The following is a 17,301-nucleotide window of genomic DNA, read 5'->3' on the forward strand; positions in this document are numbered from 1 at the left end:
CCGGAGACGAAGCGGAGCGGAGCTCGACCAACGGGTCCGGAGACGAGGCAAAGCGGAAGCGCCGGCGTGCGAGCCGGGCCGCCGGGCCTCCGCAGGAGGTCGGGAAGACTGAGCCGGCGACGAATCCAGGTGTAGCGGACGGGCAGGACCCGGGCGATGTGCCTTCTCCCGGAGACAAACCGGGCAAGGTGAAGCCGACCGGAAAGCCGGTCAAGTCCGCACCGGTGGGACGCAAACGTAAGTCAGCTCCCACTTCGCCGGCGTCCAAGGCCGCGTCCGATGATGTCAGCGGACCTACGGATTCGTCCACGGACGACGACGTCGTCGTCTCGACGGGGGTTTCCTACCGCGAACGTCGATCGGCGGCTCGCGGCGATTCCGGTCGGCCACGTAAGACCAAGGGACGGATACGCAAGGCGGATCGGCCCTCCACGGCTGCGAAGAAGCGTGTGGGTCTGCGCGGGATGGGTGTGGTCCTGGCTGCGATCACCGCCGTCGGTCTGATCGCCGCGATGGCTGTGGCGTCCACCCTGTTCGTGCTGGGCACCAAGAAGATCGACGACCGCAATGAGCTGAGGGCTGAGTACTCGGCTTTCGCGCGGCAGATGGTCACCAATCTGACAACGTTGAATCCGCAGAACATCGATGGCGCGATCAAGTCCTTCCAGGACGACACGAGTGGCAAGGCGATGGAGCAGGTCGGCCAATCCGTCCAGCAGACCGTCAACATGATCAAGTCGGAAGACGTGTCGACCAAGGGCGCGGTGATCTCGGAGGCCGTCACGGCGAGTGACAGCAGTACCGCGTCGGTGATCATGGTCTTCAGCTGGGAGATGAACCAGCCCAACGTGACTGACCAGCAGACGGTGTTGCAGGTGTTCAGATGGAAGTTGGAGATCACGCGTATCAACGGTGAACTCAAACTCACCAACGTCGAGTGGGTGACCTAGATGTCGCGTCGATTCTTGTTGTGGACGGTGTCAGTGCTGACCGTCTGTCTGCTGGTGGCCGGTGCCATCATCACGACGATCGTGGGTCTGCACTACCGAGACACCAAACTCGCCGAGGACGCCCGCGGCGATGCGCTGGAGGCAGGCAAGCAGACTGCGACGTTGATGTTCGGTTACCAACCGGACAATGTCGAGCAGCACGTGGCCGATACGCGGAAGTCGTTGTCGGGCCCGGCTGAGCAGCAGTACGACGAGATCATCAAAGAGGCGAACCTCGTTGCGGAAGTGCAGAAGCAGCAGGTCAAATCTGAGGTGTCGATTCAGGACGCCGGTGTTGTCACGTCGAGCCGCGAGAAGGCGTTACTGCTGATCTTCATGAACCAGTCGGTCACCAAAGGCGGTAAGGATTTGGTGTCGGTCAACGCCAGTCGGCTGCAGTACTCGATGGAACGGTCCGGCGACAAGTGGCTGGTGACCAACATCGACATCCTCACCGACGATTCGGTGAAGGCCCGACTGGCGGAAGAGGGCGACAAGCCCGGTGCGTCGTCGGTGCCGGTTCCGGTGCCATCGCAACCCGCGCCTCCCCAGAGCCCGGCACCTGCCGAGACGCCGGTGCCCACTCCCTGAGCGGTATTGGCCCTACTCATCAGTCAGGCCCCCCGATCGTGAATCGGGGGGCCTGACTGATGTCGGAGGGTCTGGCATTTCCTCCGGTTTCGGTTACTTCCTCCGACTGCAACCGAAGGTTCTGAGTGCAGTCGGAGGGTTTGGTGCTTTCTTCGGTGTCGGCGGTCGAGTCGTCCGAAGTCGGAGGGTCTGGCATTTCCTCCGACTTGGGTTACTTCCTCCGACTGCAACCGGAGGATCTGACTGCAGTCGGAGGAAGTGCGAACTAAGCGTTCGGGTCGTAACCCATCGGGAGGATGACCGACTTGTGTTCGAGGTACGATTCGAGCCCCTCTGGACCGTTTTCGCGCCCGATGCCTGAGTTCTTGTAACCACCGAACGGCGAGCCGGGGTCGATGGCGTACCAGTTGACGCCATACGTTCCGGTGCGGATCTGTGCGGCAATCTCCAAACCGTGCTCGACGTCGGCGGTCCACACTGTGCCGGCGAGGCCGTAGTCGGAGTCGTTGGCGATGGCCACGGCTTCTTCTTCGGTGTCGTAATCGATCACAGAGATCACCGGGCCGAAGATCTCCTCGCGGGCGATCGTCATGTCGTTGGTGACACCGGTGAAGATGGTCGGGCTCAGGTAGTAGCCGGACTCGAGGCCTTCGGGGCGGGTGCTGTCGAGAATTGCTGTGGCACCAGCCTCTTTGCCCTGACGGATGTAGTCCTCGACCTTACTGCGCTGCTTCTCGGTGATCAGTGGTCCGAGTTGGGCCTCCGGATCGTCGGGGAGGCCCGGCTTGAGCAGCTTCGCCGCTTCGACCATGGCGTCGACGATCTCGTCGCGCTTGCTGCTCGGAACCAGGACGCGGGTCTGCGCAACACACGCCTGCCCCGTGTTCATCAGACCGGTGAAGGTGAGCATGCCGGCGATCTCGGCCGGGTCGGCGTCGGCGAGCACGATGGCCGCCGATTTGCCGCCCAATTCGAGTGAACAGCGCTTGAGCTGCTCACCGCATGCCGCACCGATCGCCTTGCCTGCGGCGGTGGAGCCGGTGAAGGTGATCTTGTCGACGTCCGGGTGTGCGACAAGCGCTTTGCCCGTGTCCGGTCCGCCGGGAACCACGGAGAGCACGCCTTCGGGCAGGCCGGCCTCGGTGAACAGTTCGGCGATCACGTTGGCCGACAACGGTGTTTCCGGGGCGGGCTTGAGAACCACCGAACAACCGGCCGACAATGCGGGTCCGAGTTTGTTGCAGATCAGGAACAGCGGCACGTTCCAGGCGGTGATGGCGCCGACGACCCCGACGGGCTCACGGGTGATCTGCGTCTTGCCGAACAGACCGTCGCGGTACTCGTGCCAAGTGTAATTGATTGCGGCCTTGGCATATTCGCGAAGCACGCCGGTCGCCGGGAGCTGCTGCAAGGTGGCGACGGCTGACGGGGGCGCCCCCATCTCCGACGACACCAGTTCGGCGATCTCGCCGCCGCGTTCGTCGATGAGGTCGGCCACTTTGGCGACCACAGCGGCCCGCTCTTCGGGGGTCTTGTTGCGCCAGACGCCGGAGTCGAAAGCCGCTCGGGCCGTCCGAACTGCGGTGTCGACATCGGTCTCGTCGGCGAGGGGAGTGCTACCGACACGTTGGCCGGTGGCCGGCGAATAGACCTCGAGGACATCGGTGGAGTGGGCGCTGGTCCACTTGCCGCCGATGTAGAGCTCTGCGTAGTCACGCGAGGTGGTGGGTGCCGCGTCAACGGTGTCCGTCATTGGTCCTCCAGTTGGTTATCACTTCAGCCCAATGTTAGAACACGTTCCAGTTTTGCGATACGAGTCTGATCTTTCACTTCGTGCCGAAAAGGGGGTGGGTTGGCTCGCGATGTCGGGAGCAGCTCGGTCTGTAGGGCGAGCGTGGGCGGGTTTTGTGGAGGCAGCGCCATGCCCGCTCCACTACCGTCACACGGGTGGAGGTATCCGACGCCCTGCTGGCCCAGGTGGCGGCGCGGTTGCGGGCGGCGGGTTGCGTCTTCGCGGAAGATGAAGCCCGGATCCTGGTGAGCGCAGCCCTCGACACCGGCACGCTCGAACAGTTGGTGCGACGCCGGGTGGGCGGTGAGCCTCTGGAGTACATCGTCGGAGCGGCCGAGTTCGGTGGACTGATGGTGACAGTGCTGCCGGGTGTGTTCGTTCCGCGCCAACGGTCTCTGTTGCTGGTCGACGTCGCGGCGGACGGAGCGCCGCCCGACAGCTTGGTCGTGGATCTGTGCTGCGGCTCGGGGGCACTGGCCGCGCTGTACGCGGCGCGATTTCCGGAGGCGCAGATTGTCGCCGCCGACATCGACCCGGTGGCGGCCGAATGCGCGCGAATCAATCTGGCGGGTCGCGGCGAGGTCTTCTGCGGCGACCTCTTCGAGCCGTTCCCTGAACACCTTCGGGGACACGTGAATGTGTTGATGTGCAATGTGCCGTACGTTCCCACGGCCGCCATCTCGACCATGCCCCCCGAAGCCCGGGACTTCGAGCCGGCCGCGAGTCTCGACGGCGGCCCCGACGGCCTCGACCTGATGCGCGAGGTCGTCGCGCAGGCGCCGGGGTGGTTGGCGCCACGCGGCCGACTGGTGATGGAAGTGAGTGCAGCGCAGGTCGATTCGGCCCGAACAGTGTTCACTCAGGCCGGGCTCACGCCGTCCGTCCACTTCGACGCCGAACGCGGTTCCACCGCGGTGGCAGGGGTCAGGACGGGGTGACGTCCAGGACCACCTCGAACTCGAGCAGGTCTGCACCCGAGGAGACGGGCTTGGCGCGCTCGCCGGCATGTGCTTCCCGTGCGGGCCCCGCCGCCCACGCCTGGAAGTCCTCTTCGGACTCCCACTGGGTCACCACGAAGTAGCGGTCGTCGCCCTTGACCGGTCGCAGCAACTGGAAACCGAGGAAACCTTTCGAGCCATCGACACTGTGGGCGCGATGGGCAAAGCGCTTCTCCAGTTCGGGTCCGGCGCCCTCGGGAACGGAAATCGCATTGATCTTCACAACAGCCATGGCGATCACCCTACCGGCGGAGTGTCCTACTCAACTGTTCCCTGCGGCTGCCATGCGTGCCTGCTCCGGCCGCCGGTGGCTCTGGTCGCAGTCCTGCCCCGACGCAGCCGATAAGGTTCTACCCCGTGAGTGCGGACGTGGGTTTCATCGACTACGGCGGGATGCCGACGCGTCCGCCGATCGTGCTGTTGCACGGGTTGATGGGTCGAGGCCGGACCTGGCAGCGCCAGATCCCCTGGCTCCGCAGGTACGGACGGGTGTTCGCCTACGACGCGGCGTGGCATCGCGGAACGAAGAGCATCGAAGAGCCGACGCCCGAAAACCTGTGCACCGAGCGGTTTGTCGGTGACCTGGCCGAGGTCCTGACGTGGATCGACATGGGTCCGGCCGTTCTGGTGGGGCATTCCATGGGCGGCCTGCACGCATGGTGTGCCGCTGCGGACTACCCCGAGCTGGTGTCTGCTCTGGTGATCGAAGACATGGCACCGGACTTTCGTGGTCGCACCACGGCGGGGTGGCGCCCATGGTTCGAGTCGTGGCCGGACCGGTTCGAGACACTTGCGCACGCGCAGCAGATGTTCGGAGAGGTGGCCGGCCGCTACTTCTACGAGGCATTCGACGACGGCGCGCTACACGGTCGTCTCGACGTGTGGGCGCAGATCGCCGAAGAGTGGGGTCGTCGTGACTTCTGGCAGCAGTGGGATGCGGTGGCGGTACCGAGCCTGCTGCTCGAGGCCGAGAACAGTGTCACCCCGCCAGGTCAGATGCACACCATGTCGCAAGCACACGAGAACGCAATCCTGTTGCGGGTCAAAGGGTCCGACCACCTGATCCATGACTCCGCGCCCGACGAGTACCGCGGCGCGGTGGAGGCATTCCTGTCCGGACTGACGTGATCGGTCCGGCGATCATCCTTCGCCGGCCAGTGCGAACCGCCCATCGTCGGTGATCTCCGCCAATCCATCGACGAGCAGTGAGTCGAGCGCACGATCGCGCTGTGCCGTGTCGGTGGTCCACACCAGATCGAGTCGTGCCCGCTCGACAGGGATGTCGCTGCCCCGCAACACATCCAACAGCAGGCCGCGCACCTGACGGTCGGTTCCGGCGAACTTCTGCACCTTGCGGGCAGGCCCATCGTGCGCGGGTCGTCCGGCCGCGACCCACCGGCACCCGGTGAGAGGGCAGAGCTGGCAGCGAGGGTTCTTGGCGACGCAGACCAGCGCACCCAACTCCATCAGGGCTGCGGAGAAGCGGGGCGCACGTGAGTCGGCGGGTAACAGGCCCGCGACATCAACGAGGTCGGTGCGTGCTGGGTTGCCGGGTTCAGCACGGCCATGGACAGCCCGGGCGACGACCCGCCGGACATTCGTGTCGACCACAGGCACCGACTGACCGTAGGCAAAGCACGCGATGGCGCGGGCCGTGTAATCGCCGATGCCGGGCAGCGTGAGCAAGACGTCGACATCACTGGGGACCACGTCGCCGTGCTCGGCGGCGAGTACGGCCGAGCACGCGTGCAGCCGCATCGCGCGGCGGGGATAGCCGAGCTTGCCCCACGCCCGCACCACTTCGCCCACCGGGCTCGCGGCCATCGCCGACGGGACCGGCCACCGTTCGATCCACTGTTCCCAGATCGGCGCCACCCGTGACACCGGCGTCTGCTGGAGCATGATCTCGCTGATCAGGATGTGCCAGGCCGTGACGTCCCGACGTCGCCAGGGAAGGTCGCGTTCGGCGTCATCGAACCAACTGAGCAAGTTGGTGGGCGGGACCGGAGAGGGGGAGTGCAGAATGTCAGCCATGGCTCAAACAACCCCCGCTCAGGCATGGAAATCGCTGCGTGAAGGCAATGAACGCTTCGTGGCAGGCAAGTCGCTTCATCCCAGTCAGGGTATCGAGGACCGCGCCCGGCTCGCTGCCGGGCAGCATCCGCGAGCGGTGCTCTTCGGGTGCGCCGACTCGCGGGTGGCAGCGGAGATCATCTTCGACCAAGGGCTCGGCGAGATGTTCGTGATCCGGACGGCCGGGCACGTCATCGACTCGGCGGTATTGGGCTCGATCGAGTACGCCGTGGAGGTCCTCGACGTGCCGCTGATCGCCGTCCTCGGTCACGACAGCTGTGGTGCCGTCCGGGCGACACTGGACGCACTCGACGACCTGCAGATTCCCGGAGGATTCATCCGCGACGTCGTCGAACGCGTCACGCCGAGCATCCTGGCGGGACGCAGCGAAGGTCTCACCCGCGTCGACGAATTCGAAGCCAGGCATGTGAAGGAAACCGGCCGCCTGATGGTTCAGCGCAGCCGGATCATCTCCGACAAGATCGAGAGTGGCGAACTGGGAATCGTCGGACTCACATACGAACTGGCCGAAGGTGTGGTCCGTCTGAACGGGACGCTCGGCGAGATCGGCGAGGATCCGGAGATGCCAAGCCTGGCGTCGTGAGCAACCGCCCTTGAGATGTCTCGCACAGAGGTTAAATGCGACACGCCGCGCGAGGTGAGCCGGTGGCCACCGCCGTGCCACTAGCGTCGGGGTGTGCTAGATCCTCAGGGCCCCCTGCCGCCGGAAATTTACTGGCGCCGACGCGCACTCGCGGTCGGCGTCCTGGTGGTGGTGCTTGCCGTGATCATCGGACTCGTCTTCTGGGTGACCGGTGACGACAACGGAAAGAACACGGCCAACAGCACCGAGCTGAATGCCTCGTCGAGCTATGCGCTGCCGTCGGCCTACAACGATCCGTCGGCATCGCAGTCCGCGGTTCCCGGTGGCGGTTCGGGTGGAACCGGCGGAGGAAACGTCGCCGGTGCGAACCCCGATCAGCCCGGTGCCTCAGGTGCTCCCGGTATCCCGGGCGGCACCCCGGTCGGGGAGACCCCGCAACCTGTCCCCGCCAGCGGACTGTGCCCCGACCAGAACATCTCCGTGGTGCTCTACACCGACAAGCCGGCATACGTCGAGGGCGAGCAGCCGATCTTCACCATCGCCATCACCAACGCAGGGCTCTCCGACTGCACCCGCGACGTCGGCAAGGGCATGCAGAACGTGACCGTGCTGAACCTCGCAGGCGACCGCCGCATCTGGTCGTCCGGCGACTGCGCGCCGGTCGAAGGCGTCAACAACCAGCTCCTCAAGCCGGGGCAGCAGGTCAAGGACACCATCGACTGGTCCGGTACCACCAGCAGTCCCGGTTGTGAGACGCCGCGCCAACCCGTTGCTCCGGGCGCCTACCAGGCCGTCGCGAAGATCGGTGAGAAGCCGAGTGCCCCGATCACGTTCAACGTGAATCGACCGAACGCGCAGTAACTTTTGGCTCGCTCCGCTCGCTTGTCGGTGTGGCCTCGGTCGGTTGTTCTTCCCTTCTCCTCACATCGCTGCGCTCGTTCGTCGGCAGTCCAGAACAACCGGGCCACACCTCCGTGACATCTGTCGGTGTGGCCGGCACGCGCGAGCTCTTCCTGCGTCGACTCCGTCCAGAGCACGCGCGCCACACTTCCGGGGAGAACCGTGCGGCGCGCAGTTACTAATCGAACCGTTCGATGCTGGATTCGGCGAGCCGCGACAAACCCTCGCGAATGTGCCGGGCCCAGATGCTGCCGATGCCCTCGACCGCTTGCAGGTCCGCGGCGGTGGCGGCCAGTAGCGCTTGTAGCGTTCCGTAGCTGCGGACGAGCCGGTCGATGTGAGCGAACTGCAGACGCGGGATTCGGGCCAGCAATCGGTAACCCCGCGGGCTCATCGCGGTGTCCTGGGCGTCGATCGTGTTCGGGTAGCCGAACGCCCGGGCCAGTGCGGTGAGGTCCAAAAGATCGGTGTCCGTGAGGTTTTCGATGGCGGTGAGGGCCTGCTCGACCTCCATGGTGCTGGCGGGCTCGGGACTGGCGAAGTAGTCGCGCACCACCAGTTCGCGTTGAGAGTCGTTGTCGCCCACCAGCTCTTCGAGCTGCAGCCGCAGCTGACGGCCGTTCACGCCGAGTTCGAGAACGTAGTGCTCGATCTCCTCGGACACCCGGCGCACCATCTCGAGGCGCTGCACAACGGTCATCGCATCGCGCAGCGTTACGTAGTCTTCGATCTCTGATCGTGAAAGTGCGGTACTGACCTCGTCGAGTCGAGTCTTGTATCGCTCCAGAGTGGCGACAGCGAGGTTGGCACGAGAGAGGATCGCGTCCGATCCCTCGACGACATAGCGGATTCCGGCCACGTAGGCACTGACGATGGACATCGAGGCGCTGACCGAGATCACCGGGTAGCCGGTCTGGATGGCGGTGCGTTCGGCAGAACGATGCCTGGTGCCCGATTCTTCGGTCGGGATGGACGGGTCGGGCACCAATTGCACGTTGGCACGCACGATTCTGGCGCCGTCGGTGGACAACACCACCGCACCGTCCATCTTCGACAGCTCGCGCAATCGGGTCGGAGCGAACGCGACGTCCAGATGGAAGCCACCGGCACAGATCCGTTCGACCTCGGGGTCGTGCCCGATGACGATCAAAGCGCCTGTGCGGCCACGCAGGATGCGTTCTAGGCCGTCTCGCAGCGGAGTGCCGGGCGCCAGCCGGGCAATCGTGGTGCGGAGCAGGTCCGAGGCCGGAACCTCAGCCATGAGGCGCCTTTCTGTTGTCCATGAGATGGAGACTAGATTAGCTGTCTGTGAAAACAACTTTCGTGCTGCCCGATGAGCTGGTCCCGGCAAGCCGTTCGGCCAAGGCCCCGGCGCCCGGTGAAGTGGTGCGGGCGCACAACCCGATGTGCTTCGGCTGTGGTGACCGCTCCGAGGCCGGTCTGCACATGAAGGCGATCGCGGGCGAGGGCACCGACGTCACCGCCCGGATGCAGGTGGAGCCCCGATTCGAGGGCGGCCCCGGCGTCATCCACGGGGGCATCCTCTCGACCGCGTTCGACGAAGTGATGGGTCTGACGCACTGGATGGTGGGCGCGATTGCGGTGACCGCGCACCTGGAGATCGACTTCGCCAAGCCCATCCCGGTGGGCAGTGAACTACGGCTCGAGGCCGAAACGGTCGGCACCGTTCGGCGCAAGCTGTATTCGCGTGCCGTTGCCTACCTGGGCGACGACACCGAGCCCGTGGGAGCCGCACACGCGATCTTCGTCCAGATCAAGCCCCTGGAGCATTTCAAGGACAGCTTCGAGGCGAGTGGTGCGGCCGAGTTCTACGGTGAGCGCATCGCCCGCCATGACCGGGGAAGCAGCAGCGTCTAGAACCGGTAGGGGCTGGCGGGACCTTTCAGTGCCGTTCGCATGGCGGTCTGCAGATCGGCCACCTGGGTGATCTTCATGCCCGACGGAAGATCGAGCGAACCTGCCGGGACGATGGCGTGTTTGAAGCCGAGTCGCTTGGCCTCGGCCACCCTTTTGCCGACGCCGGCCACGCGGCGCACCTCGCCCGCAAGGCCGATCTCGCCGATGGCGACCATGGACCCGGGCAATGATCGGTCGGCCAAAATCGAGCTGAGCGCCAAGGCGACCGAGAGGTCGGCCGCAGGTTCGCTGAGTTTCATCCCTCCGACGGTGGCCACGTAGACGTCCTGGTCGTGCGTGGGCAGGTGGGCGCGAGCCGAGCAGACCGCCAAAATCATTGCGACCCTTGCCGAATCGAGTCCGACAACCGCACGCCGCGGGTTGGCAAGACTCGATTTCGAGACCAGGGCCTGCACTTCGCCGACCAGCGGCCGTTTGCCGTCCATGGCAACGGTGATCGCGGTTCCGGCGACGCCGATGTCGCGGTGATGCAGGAACAGTCCCGACGGGTCGGTGACCTCGTGGATGCCGTCTTCACGCTGTTCGAAGCAGCCGACCTCATCGGCCGCGCCGAACCGGTTCTTGATGCCGCGGACCATCCGCAGGGTTGAATGCTTGTCGCCCTCGAACGAGAGGACCACGTCCACGAGGTGCTCGAGGGAGCGGGGGCCGGCGACAGTGCCGTCCTTGGTGACGTGCCCGACCAGGATCACCGCGATGCCCGAGTTCTTTGCCAGTGAGGTCAAAGCCGTTGTCACCGCACGGATCTGGGTGACACCACCGTTCACGCCGTCGACGTTCTGGGCCACCATCGTCTGCACCGAGTCGACGATCATCAGCGATGGCATGACCGCCTCCGCATGACCTAGCACCGCGCCGAGATCGGACTCCGCGGCGAGGAAGATCTCGTCGTGTACCGCCCCCGTGCGTTCGGCGCGCAGGCGCACCTGGCCGGCGGACTCCTCTCCGGTCACGTACAGCGCGCGTTTGCCTTGCAGCGCCCAACGTTTGACGGTTTCGAGCAGGAGGGTGGATTTGCCCACGCCGGGTTCACCGGCGAGCAGCATGACCGAACCGGGGACCACGCCGGTGCCGAGGACGCGATCCAGTTCTCCGATGCCGGTGGGAAAAGCTGCGGTGTGGCTGACGTCGATCTGACTCATCGGCCGGGCGGGTGCGGTCGGGATGGTCGCGACCGTGGCGGACTTACCGCCGCCTATGCCCGCTCCACCGCCGGTGGCCATGGCGACCGCGTCGACAGAGCCCCATTCACCGCATTCCGGGCAGCGGCCCACCCATTTTGCGACCTGGTATCCGCAGGCGCTACATCGATATGTCGATTTGGGTTTGGCCACCGCGCAACTCTAGCCACGGTGACCGACACCCAACCGCCGGAGCGGACTAGTGGCCTCCGCCGTGGTCTTCTTCGACCACGCCGCGGGCCTTGTCCTGGCGGGGCAGCAGTGGCCCGGCGTCGACCGGCACGTTGAGGGTGGTCTCACCGGCCTGCTGGAAATCGAAGGTCAGCGGGACCGTGAGGCCCGGTGTGATGGTCTTCGCGGCGCCCGTGACGGTGACGGTGATGCGCTTCTCGCTGGGGTCTTCTGGTTCGGCGCTGGTGGTGAGCAGCAGTCCCGGCGTGCCGGCCCGCAGCGACTTGGTGGCCGGGATCTCGGTGGGACCGTCGATGGTGACCTTGCCGTCGCCGTTGGCGAACTCGATGCTCTCGAGCTTGTCGGCGACATCCGGACTGGTGTTGGAGATCAGGAACGACATCTCGAGCGGCCCGCCGTTGGCGAAGGCAACATCTCCGGACTCGGGGAAGACAACCGCGACGTCGCGCAAGGCGAGCGGGCCGACGGTGGCCGAGTTGCCGTTGACGGCGGAGGCCTGGTTGGCGGTCTGCGAGGTCTGGCCCGCACCGCACGCGGTGGTGCCGAGTGCCAGACCGGTCGCGATCGCCCCGACAGCGATGGCCGAAGCCACCCGGCGGCGCCGGACATTACGGGCCGGCCCAAACTCTCGTTCCACCGAAACTCTCTCCACTGACACCGGTTTTCCTCCGAGGTAGGTCCTGATGCTGCGCCCGCTCGTCAGTCGGCTCAGGTGGCCCGAGAACCCGCTCAGTTCGACTGCGCAGTGCGTGCACTACGGAGCGTAGTGGGCCGGTCGCGAGAAATCGCGATGGGGTGCCGAAATCGCTGCAGACCGAGCTCTCGGACGAGGTCCCCCAGAGTTCGTCGGCGATGGAGTTCGGGCAGTGTCCCAGCACACTTTTCAGGCATCGTCAAGGCTCGCGAAACCACCTCTACGTCGCTGACCTGCACCGTTGTCTGATGACGCGGGAGCCCCCGTGCTAGACTCGGGGAATGGAAAGGGGCATGGAACATTGAATTTCAAAGTTGGTGACACCGTTGTCTACCCCCATCACGGTGCTGCCTTGGTCGAAGACATCGTGACCCGAACCATCAAGGGAGAGGCCGTCGAATACCTCGTTCTCAAGGTGGCGGATGGTGACATGACGGTCCAGATACCTTCCACAAAGCTCGAATATGTGGGTGTGCGTGATGTGGTCGGAGAAGAAGGTCTCGGGAAGGTGTTCGATGTGCTTCGCGCACCGCACACCGAGGAGCCGACGAACTGGGCCCGCCGTTTCAAGGCGAACCAGGAAAAGCTGATCTCCGGTGACATCATCAAGGTCGCCGAGATCGTGCGTGACCTCTGGCGCCGTGAGCAGGACCGTGGACTGTCCGCGGGTGAGAAGCGGATGCTCACCCGGGCACGCCGCGTTCTCGTCGATGAACTCTCGCTCGCGCAGAACACCAACGACGAGAAGGCCTCCATCATTCTCGACGAGGTTCTCGCCGCCGCTTCGTAGACCGGGCATCTGGTCGTCTTGGCATCTACTGTCGCGCTGATCCCGGCTGCCGGTCGCGGAGAGCGGCTCGGTGCCGGATTGCCCAAGGCATTCGTCGACCTCGCAGGCCAATCCATGCTGCATCGTGCTGTGCGCGGTGTGCAGGCCAGCGGGGTCGTCGAGCATGTGGTGTTGTCGGTCCCGGCCGGTCTCGTAGACCAGGTCCGGTCGGACTTTCCCGAGGTGACCGTGGTGCCAGGTGGCGCTCAACGAGGTGACTCGGTGCGAGCGGCGCTGGCCGCCGCCCCCGCTGCAGACGTGGTCTTGGTGCACGATGCGGCCCGCTGCCTCACCCCGCCGACGTTGTTCGTCTCGGTCGTCGAGGCCGTGCTCGCGGGGGCCCGGGCCGTGGTCCCGGGGACTCCCGTCACGGACACCATCAAGTCCGTTGATCCTGCCGGTGTGGTCACCGGAACCGTCGACCGCACGCGTCTACGTGCGGTCCAAACCCCTCAAGGCTTCGACTTCGATGTCTTGACCTCGGCATACGCCGGCGCTGACGGCGACTTCACCGACGACGCCGGGCTCGTCGAATCCCAAGGCGTCGCGGTCCACACCATCGCGGGAGATCCCTTGGCTTTCAAGATCACCACCCCGTGGGACCTCCGCCTCGCCTCCTGGTTGCTGGCCGACGAGGCACGAACGTGAGGGTGGGCATCGGTACCGACGTCCACCCCGTCGAGCAGGGCCGGCCGTGCTGGATGGCCGGGCTGCTCTTTGCTGACGCGGATGGCTGCGCCGGTCACTCCGACGGGGATGTCGCCGCCCACGCCCTGTGCGACGCCCTCCTCTCCGCCGCGGGACTCGGCGATCTGGGTTCGGTGTTCGGAACCGGACGTCCGGAGTGGGACGGCGTCAGCGGCGCCCGCATGCTCGGCCACGTCCGCGGACTCATCGAATCTGAGGGTTGGCGCGTCGGGAACGCGGCAGTGCAGGTGATCGGCAACAGGCCGAAGATTGGGCCCCGCCGCGCAGAGGCCCAGCAGGTGCTCACCGAACTCGTCGGCGGGCCGGTGTCGGTGTCTGCCACCACCACCGATGGCCTCGGACTGACCGGTCGTGGTGAAGGCATCGCCGCCGTGGCCACAGCCCTGCTGCTTGACCAGTAGGATTGCCGATCGTGACCCTGCGCCTCTACGACACCGCCGCCCGAGATGTACGTGACTTCACGCCACTGCGTCCTGGCCATGCGTCGGTCTATCTGTGTGGCGCCACTGTGCAGGGCATTCCTCATATCGGTCACGTGCGCAGCGGCATCGCGTTCGACGTCCTGCGCCGCTGGCTCACCCACGAGGGCTACGACGTCGCGTTTGTGCGCAACGTGACCGACATCGAGGACAAGATCCTGACCAAGGCCGCCGATGCGGGCAGGCCGTGGTGGGAGTGGGCTGCCACTCACGAGCGCGAGTTCAGCCGGGCCTACGACCAGCTCGGTGTGCTGCCGCCGTCTGCGGAGCCGCGGGCGACGGGGTTCATCACCCAGATGGTCGAGTACATGGAACGCCTCATCGACCGCGGTCACGCCTACGCCTCCGACGGCAACGTCTACTTCGACGTCCAGAGTCTTCCCGAGTACGGATCGCTGTCCGGGCATCGCCTCGACGACGTCCATCAGGGTGAGAGCGCCGGGACCGGGAAACGCGATCCACGCGACTTCACCCTGTGGAAGAGCGTGAAGCCAGGCGAACCCTCGTGGCCGACACCGTGGGGCCGCGGGCGCCCGGGATGGCATCTCGAATGCTCGGCGATGGCCACAACCCTCCTCGGTCCGGAGTTCGACATCCATTGCGGTGGAATGGATCTGGTGTTCCCGCATCACGAGAACGAAGTGGCCCAGAGTCACGGGGCGGGAGATCCGTTCGCGCGCTACTGGTTGCACAACGGGTGGGTCACGATGGGTGGGGAGAAGATGTCGAAATCTCTCGGCAACGTGGTCGCCATCCCGGCGATGCTCCAGCAGGTCCGCGCTGTGGAATTGCGTTACTACCTCGGCAGCGCGCACTACCGGTCGATGCTCGAATACTCACCACGTGCTCTCGAAGATGCCGCCGAGGCGTACAAGAGGCTCGAATCCTTTGTGCACCGGACGGTTTCGCGCGTCGGCGATGTTCCCGTCGGTGAGGTGACCGCGGAGTTCGCAGCCGCTCTGAACGACGACCTCGGAGTGCCTGCGGCACTCGCGCAGGTCCACGGAACGGTCAAGGCCGGCAACACTGCCCTCGAGAGCGGTGACCACAAGACCGCGCTGGAATCGGCATCGGCGGTGCGAGCCATGCTCGACGTGCTCGGCGTAGACCCGTTGGCAGAGAACTGGGCGGACAGCCGCGATGACACTTCGCTCACCGCTGCGCTCGACGTTCTCGTCCGGGCAGAACTCGACCGCCGTACCGCGGCTCGGGCGGAGAAGAACTGGGCCGTGGCCGACGAGGTGCGCGACCGGCTGGCCAAGGCCGGGATCGACGTGACAGATACACCGGATGGACCGCAGTGGTCGTTGACGGACAAGTAGAAAACGACACAGAACATGGAGTCCGACCGGTGAACCACGAGGCAACGGCCCGAACCACGGGTCCATCGGCCCGACCTACCGAAGGGGCTGGTAACTGATGGCCGGCAATTCCAAACGCAAGGGCGCGATCCGCAAGGGTGGCACCAAGAAGGGGCAGACCGTCGGATCCGGCGGTCAGCGTCGGCGTGGTCTCGAAGGCAGGGGGGCGACCCCGAAAGCCGTTGACCGGCCCTACCATTCGGCACACAAGCGAGCCAAGGCAGCGGCGAAGACCTCGTCTGCAGGTGCCGGTCGTCCGCAGCGCAAGGCTGCCGTCGAAGGACCCGAATACGTCCTCGGACGCAACCCGGTGGTCGAGTGCCTGCGGGCTGGTGTCCCCGCCACCGCGCTGTACGTGGTGCTGGGCGCCGACGCGGACGAGCGGGTCACCGAAGCCGTCCAGATCGCCGGCGACAAAGGCATCGCGATCCTCGAGGTGCAACGGCCCGAACTCGACCGGATGAGCTCGAACGGCATGCACCAGGGCATCGCCCTGCAGGTACCGCCGTACCGCTACGCCCACCCCACCGACCTGATGCAGCAGGCCATCGACAGCGGTCAGCCACCCTTGCTGGTGGCCCTCGACAACATCACCGACCCACGTAACCTCGGCGCCGTGATCCGTTCGGTCGCCGCGTTCGGCGGACACGGTGTGGTGATCCCGGCTCGCCGCAGCGCCTCGGTCACCGCCGTCGCATGGCGCACCAGTGCGGGTGCGGCCGCTCGACTGCCCGTCGCGCAGGCCACCAACCTCACCAGAACACTCAAGGAGTGGGCTCAGTCAGGTGTGCAGCTGGTCGGTCTCGACGCCGACGGCGACGTCACCCTCGATGACTACGACGGTTCGGGCCCCACCGTGATCGTGGTCGGGTCCGAGGGCAAGGGGCTGTCGCGGCTGGTTCGCGAGTCGTGCGACTCGATCCTGTCCATCCCGATGGCCGGCGACGTCGAAAGCCTGAACGCCTCGGTCGCCGCTGGTGTGGTCCTCGCGGAGTTCGCTCGCCAACGTCGCTCCTGATCCACCCCGAACTGTGGCCTTCTGGCGACCAAAAGACCAGGTCGCGGCCGCCAGAAGGGCACACTATCGGGGGGCGGGGAGGAGCCTGGCCATCGCGAGCTTGAGGACGACGCCGACGGCGATGATGATGAGACCGACGGTGGTGCTGAGCGAGTCGGTGATCAGGCCGGCGATGCCGGTGACGATCACGAAGATCGGCACCCAGTCCCACAGACGTGCAAGCGACTGGGGGCTGACGTCCTCGCCGCGTTTTTGGGCCTCGCGGTCGGTGGCATAGTCCGGATAGAACTCCGTGAACGACAACGCGAAGATCGTGCCGGCGAGTTGGATGATCCATCCGGTCCAAAAATTGCCCGAGTCGTCGAGCACGGCATCGCCGTAGAAACCGGCCGCGGCCGCCACACCGAATCCGATGACCCACGACCACGTGATCATGTAGTTGATGTGCAGGAACAGCGGGTTCTTCCACAGTTCTTCAGGAGTACTTTCCTTGGCGTACTGCAGGGTGAACGGCTGGCGGATGAGAATCGACCCGAGCGCGAACGACACCAAGGCGATGTTGGTCATCTCACCGCCCCAGTGTTCGAGCCAATTGATGAGTCCGTCGGAACCGAATTGTGCAAGCAGTACCAAGACTGCGAAATAGGTGACGTCGAATGCCTCTAGGAACTTGATCGAGCTACCGCGTCGATGGCCACCGAGGACGAGCAGCAAGGACAGGCCGAAGGCCGCTGCCGCCGCTTCCTCGAAGCGGCCCGGCCCGGTGATCAGGGCCATCAAGATCCAGGGGGACATCCCGGCGAATGGCGAATCGAGAAACGCAGAAAGAACCCGACGGGATTTCGAAGGTGAGATGACCGGGTCGGCTGCAATGTCGCGATTGTTCGGACTGTCGGTCACGGTGTGCCCATTCTGAGTCGATGGATGATTTCGGATAGAAGAATATGATTTCGC

General features: G+C 65.4%; 19 protein-coding genes. 12 read left to right on the plus strand and 7 right to left on the minus strand.

The features are described from left to right. The first annotated feature begins 158 nt into the window (after positions 1-158). Together CSW57_RS15775 and CSW57_RS15780 are read left to right on the plus strand one after the other, a co-directional pair. Positions 159-950, plus strand: coding sequence for a hypothetical protein (locus tag CSW57_RS15775; protein WP_143696554.1), 792 nt, complete (start codon positions 159-161; stop codon positions 948-950). After that, positions 951-1,580 (plus strand): hypothetical protein, encoded by a 630-nt coding sequence (locus tag CSW57_RS15780; protein ID WP_099383673.1) that lies wholly within the window; start codon positions 951-953, stop codon positions 1,578-1,580. It begins immediately after the preceding gene. Positions 1,581-1,845: 265 nt separating this feature from the next. On the opposite strand, the gene CSW57_RS15785 is transcribed toward CSW57_RS15780, so the two are convergent. Then, complete coding sequence (locus CSW57_RS15785; RefSeq protein ID WP_099383674.1) at positions 1,846-3,333, minus strand: aldehyde dehydrogenase; 1,488 nt, start codon at positions 3,331-3,333, stop codon at positions 1,846-1,848. 194 nt (positions 3,334-3,527) lie between these two features. Here CSW57_RS15785 and CSW57_RS15790 point away from each other — a divergent pair, with 194 nt between their 5' ends. Continuing rightward, complete coding sequence (locus CSW57_RS15790) at positions 3,528-4,310, plus strand: putative protein N(5)-glutamine methyltransferase (RefSeq protein WP_223249295.1); 783 nt, start codon at positions 3,528-3,530, stop codon at positions 4,308-4,310. On the opposite strand, the gene CSW57_RS15795 is transcribed toward CSW57_RS15790, so the two are convergent. Beyond that, positions 4,297-4,602, minus strand: a complete 306-nt coding sequence (locus CSW57_RS15795; protein WP_099384517.1) for an antibiotic biosynthesis monooxygenase family protein — start codon at positions 4,600-4,602, stop codon at positions 4,297-4,299. The two genes, CSW57_RS15790 and CSW57_RS15795, sit on opposite strands and share 14 nt — an antisense overlap. A 161-nt stretch (positions 4,603-4,763) precedes the next feature. Here CSW57_RS15795 and CSW57_RS15800 point away from each other — a divergent pair, with 161 nt between their 5' ends. Continuing rightward, a complete protein-coding gene (locus tag CSW57_RS15800; protein ID WP_099384518.1) occupies positions 4,764-5,498 on the plus strand; it encodes an alpha/beta fold hydrolase in 735 nt (244 codons plus the stop codon). Between the two features lie 12 nt (positions 5,499-5,510). Here the strand turns inward: CSW57_RS15800 and CSW57_RS15805 are convergent, their stop codons facing one another. After that, the gene (locus tag CSW57_RS15805; RefSeq protein WP_099383675.1) at positions 5,511-6,404 is read right to left on the minus strand and encodes an A/G-specific adenine glycosylase; all 894 of its coding nucleotides are present in this window, start codon (positions 6,402-6,404) and stop codon (positions 5,511-5,513) included. Between CSW57_RS15805 and CSW57_RS15810 the strand changes: the two genes are divergently transcribed. Both CSW57_RS15810 and CSW57_RS15815 read left to right on the plus strand, forming a co-directional pair. Next, complete coding sequence (locus tag CSW57_RS15810) at positions 6,403-7,047, plus strand: carbonic anhydrase (protein WP_099383676.1); 645 nt, start codon at positions 6,403-6,405, stop codon at positions 7,045-7,047. The genes CSW57_RS15805 and CSW57_RS15810 overlap by 2 nt on opposite strands. Before the next feature lie 93 nt (positions 7,048-7,140). Next, positions 7,141-7,908 (plus strand): hypothetical protein, encoded by a 768-nt coding sequence (locus tag CSW57_RS15815; RefSeq protein ID WP_099383677.1) that lies wholly within the window; start codon positions 7,141-7,143, stop codon positions 7,906-7,908. Between the two features lie 217 nt (positions 7,909-8,125). Here the strand turns inward: CSW57_RS15815 and disA are convergent, their stop codons facing one another. After that, entirely contained in the window at positions 8,126-9,208 is a 1,083-nt protein-coding gene (gene disA / locus CSW57_RS15820) for a DNA integrity scanning diadenylate cyclase DisA (protein WP_023961255.1), read from the minus strand. A gap of 47 nt (positions 9,209-9,255) precedes the next feature. Between disA and CSW57_RS15825 the strand changes: the two genes are divergently transcribed. Beyond that, a complete protein-coding gene (locus CSW57_RS15825; protein WP_099383678.1) occupies positions 9,256-9,825 on the plus strand; it encodes a PaaI family thioesterase in 570 nt (189 codons plus the stop codon). Here the strand turns inward: CSW57_RS15825 and radA are convergent. Then, the gene (radA, locus tag CSW57_RS15830; RefSeq protein ID WP_099383679.1) at positions 9,822-11,219 is read right to left on the minus strand and encodes a DNA repair protein RadA; all 1,398 of its coding nucleotides are present in this window, start codon (positions 11,217-11,219) and stop codon (positions 9,822-9,824) included. The genes CSW57_RS15825 and radA overlap by 4 nt on opposite strands. A gap of 46 nt (positions 11,220-11,265) precedes the next feature. Then, on the minus strand, positions 11,266-11,895 hold the full coding sequence (locus tag CSW57_RS15835; RefSeq protein WP_143696555.1) for a hypothetical protein: 630 nt from the start codon (positions 11,893-11,895) through the stop codon (positions 11,266-11,268). 358 nt (positions 11,896-12,253) lie between these two features. Here CSW57_RS15835 and CSW57_RS15840 point away from each other — a divergent pair, with 358 nt between their 5' ends. The 5 genes from CSW57_RS15840 to rlmB all read left to right on the plus strand — a co-directional run bounded on the left by CSW57_RS15840 (position 12,254) and on the right by rlmB (position 16,347). Further along, positions 12,254-12,742, plus strand: coding sequence for a CarD family transcriptional regulator (locus CSW57_RS15840; protein ID WP_020107769.1), 489 nt, complete (start codon positions 12,254-12,256; stop codon positions 12,740-12,742). Positions 12,743-12,760: 18 nt separating this feature from the next. Beyond that, entirely contained in the window at positions 12,761-13,429 is a 669-nt protein-coding gene (ispD, locus tag CSW57_RS15845; protein ID WP_099383681.1) for a 2-C-methyl-D-erythritol 4-phosphate cytidylyltransferase, read from the plus strand. Further along, entirely contained in the window at positions 13,426-13,890 is a 465-nt protein-coding gene (ispF, locus tag CSW57_RS15850) for a 2-C-methyl-D-erythritol 2,4-cyclodiphosphate synthase (RefSeq protein ID WP_099383682.1), read from the plus strand. The genes ispD and ispF overlap by 4 nt, the downstream gene beginning before the upstream one ends. 11 nt (positions 13,891-13,901) lie before the next feature. Further along, positions 13,902-15,290, plus strand: a complete 1,389-nt coding sequence (gene cysS, locus CSW57_RS15855; RefSeq protein ID WP_099384519.1) for a cysteine--tRNA ligase — start codon at positions 13,902-13,904, stop codon at positions 15,288-15,290. A gap of 97 nt (positions 15,291-15,387) precedes the next feature. Then, on the plus strand, positions 15,388-16,347 hold the full coding sequence (gene rlmB / locus CSW57_RS15860; RefSeq protein ID WP_099383683.1) for a 23S rRNA (guanosine(2251)-2'-O)-methyltransferase RlmB: 960 nt from the start codon (positions 15,388-15,390) through the stop codon (positions 16,345-16,347). A 63-nt stretch (positions 16,348-16,410) separates the two neighbouring features. On the opposite strand, the gene CSW57_RS15865 is transcribed toward rlmB, so the two are convergent. After that, positions 16,411-17,247: a hypothetical protein gene (locus tag CSW57_RS15865; protein ID WP_189339289.1), complete on the minus strand. Its 837-nt coding sequence runs from the start codon at positions 17,245-17,247 to the stop codon at positions 16,411-16,413. Positions 17,248-17,301 lie beyond the last annotated feature (54 nt).

Source organism: Williamsia muralis, assembly GCF_002735905.1.
Taxonomy (GTDB): Bacteria; Actinomycetota; Actinomycetes; order Mycobacteriales; family Mycobacteriaceae; genus Williamsia; species Williamsia muralis_A.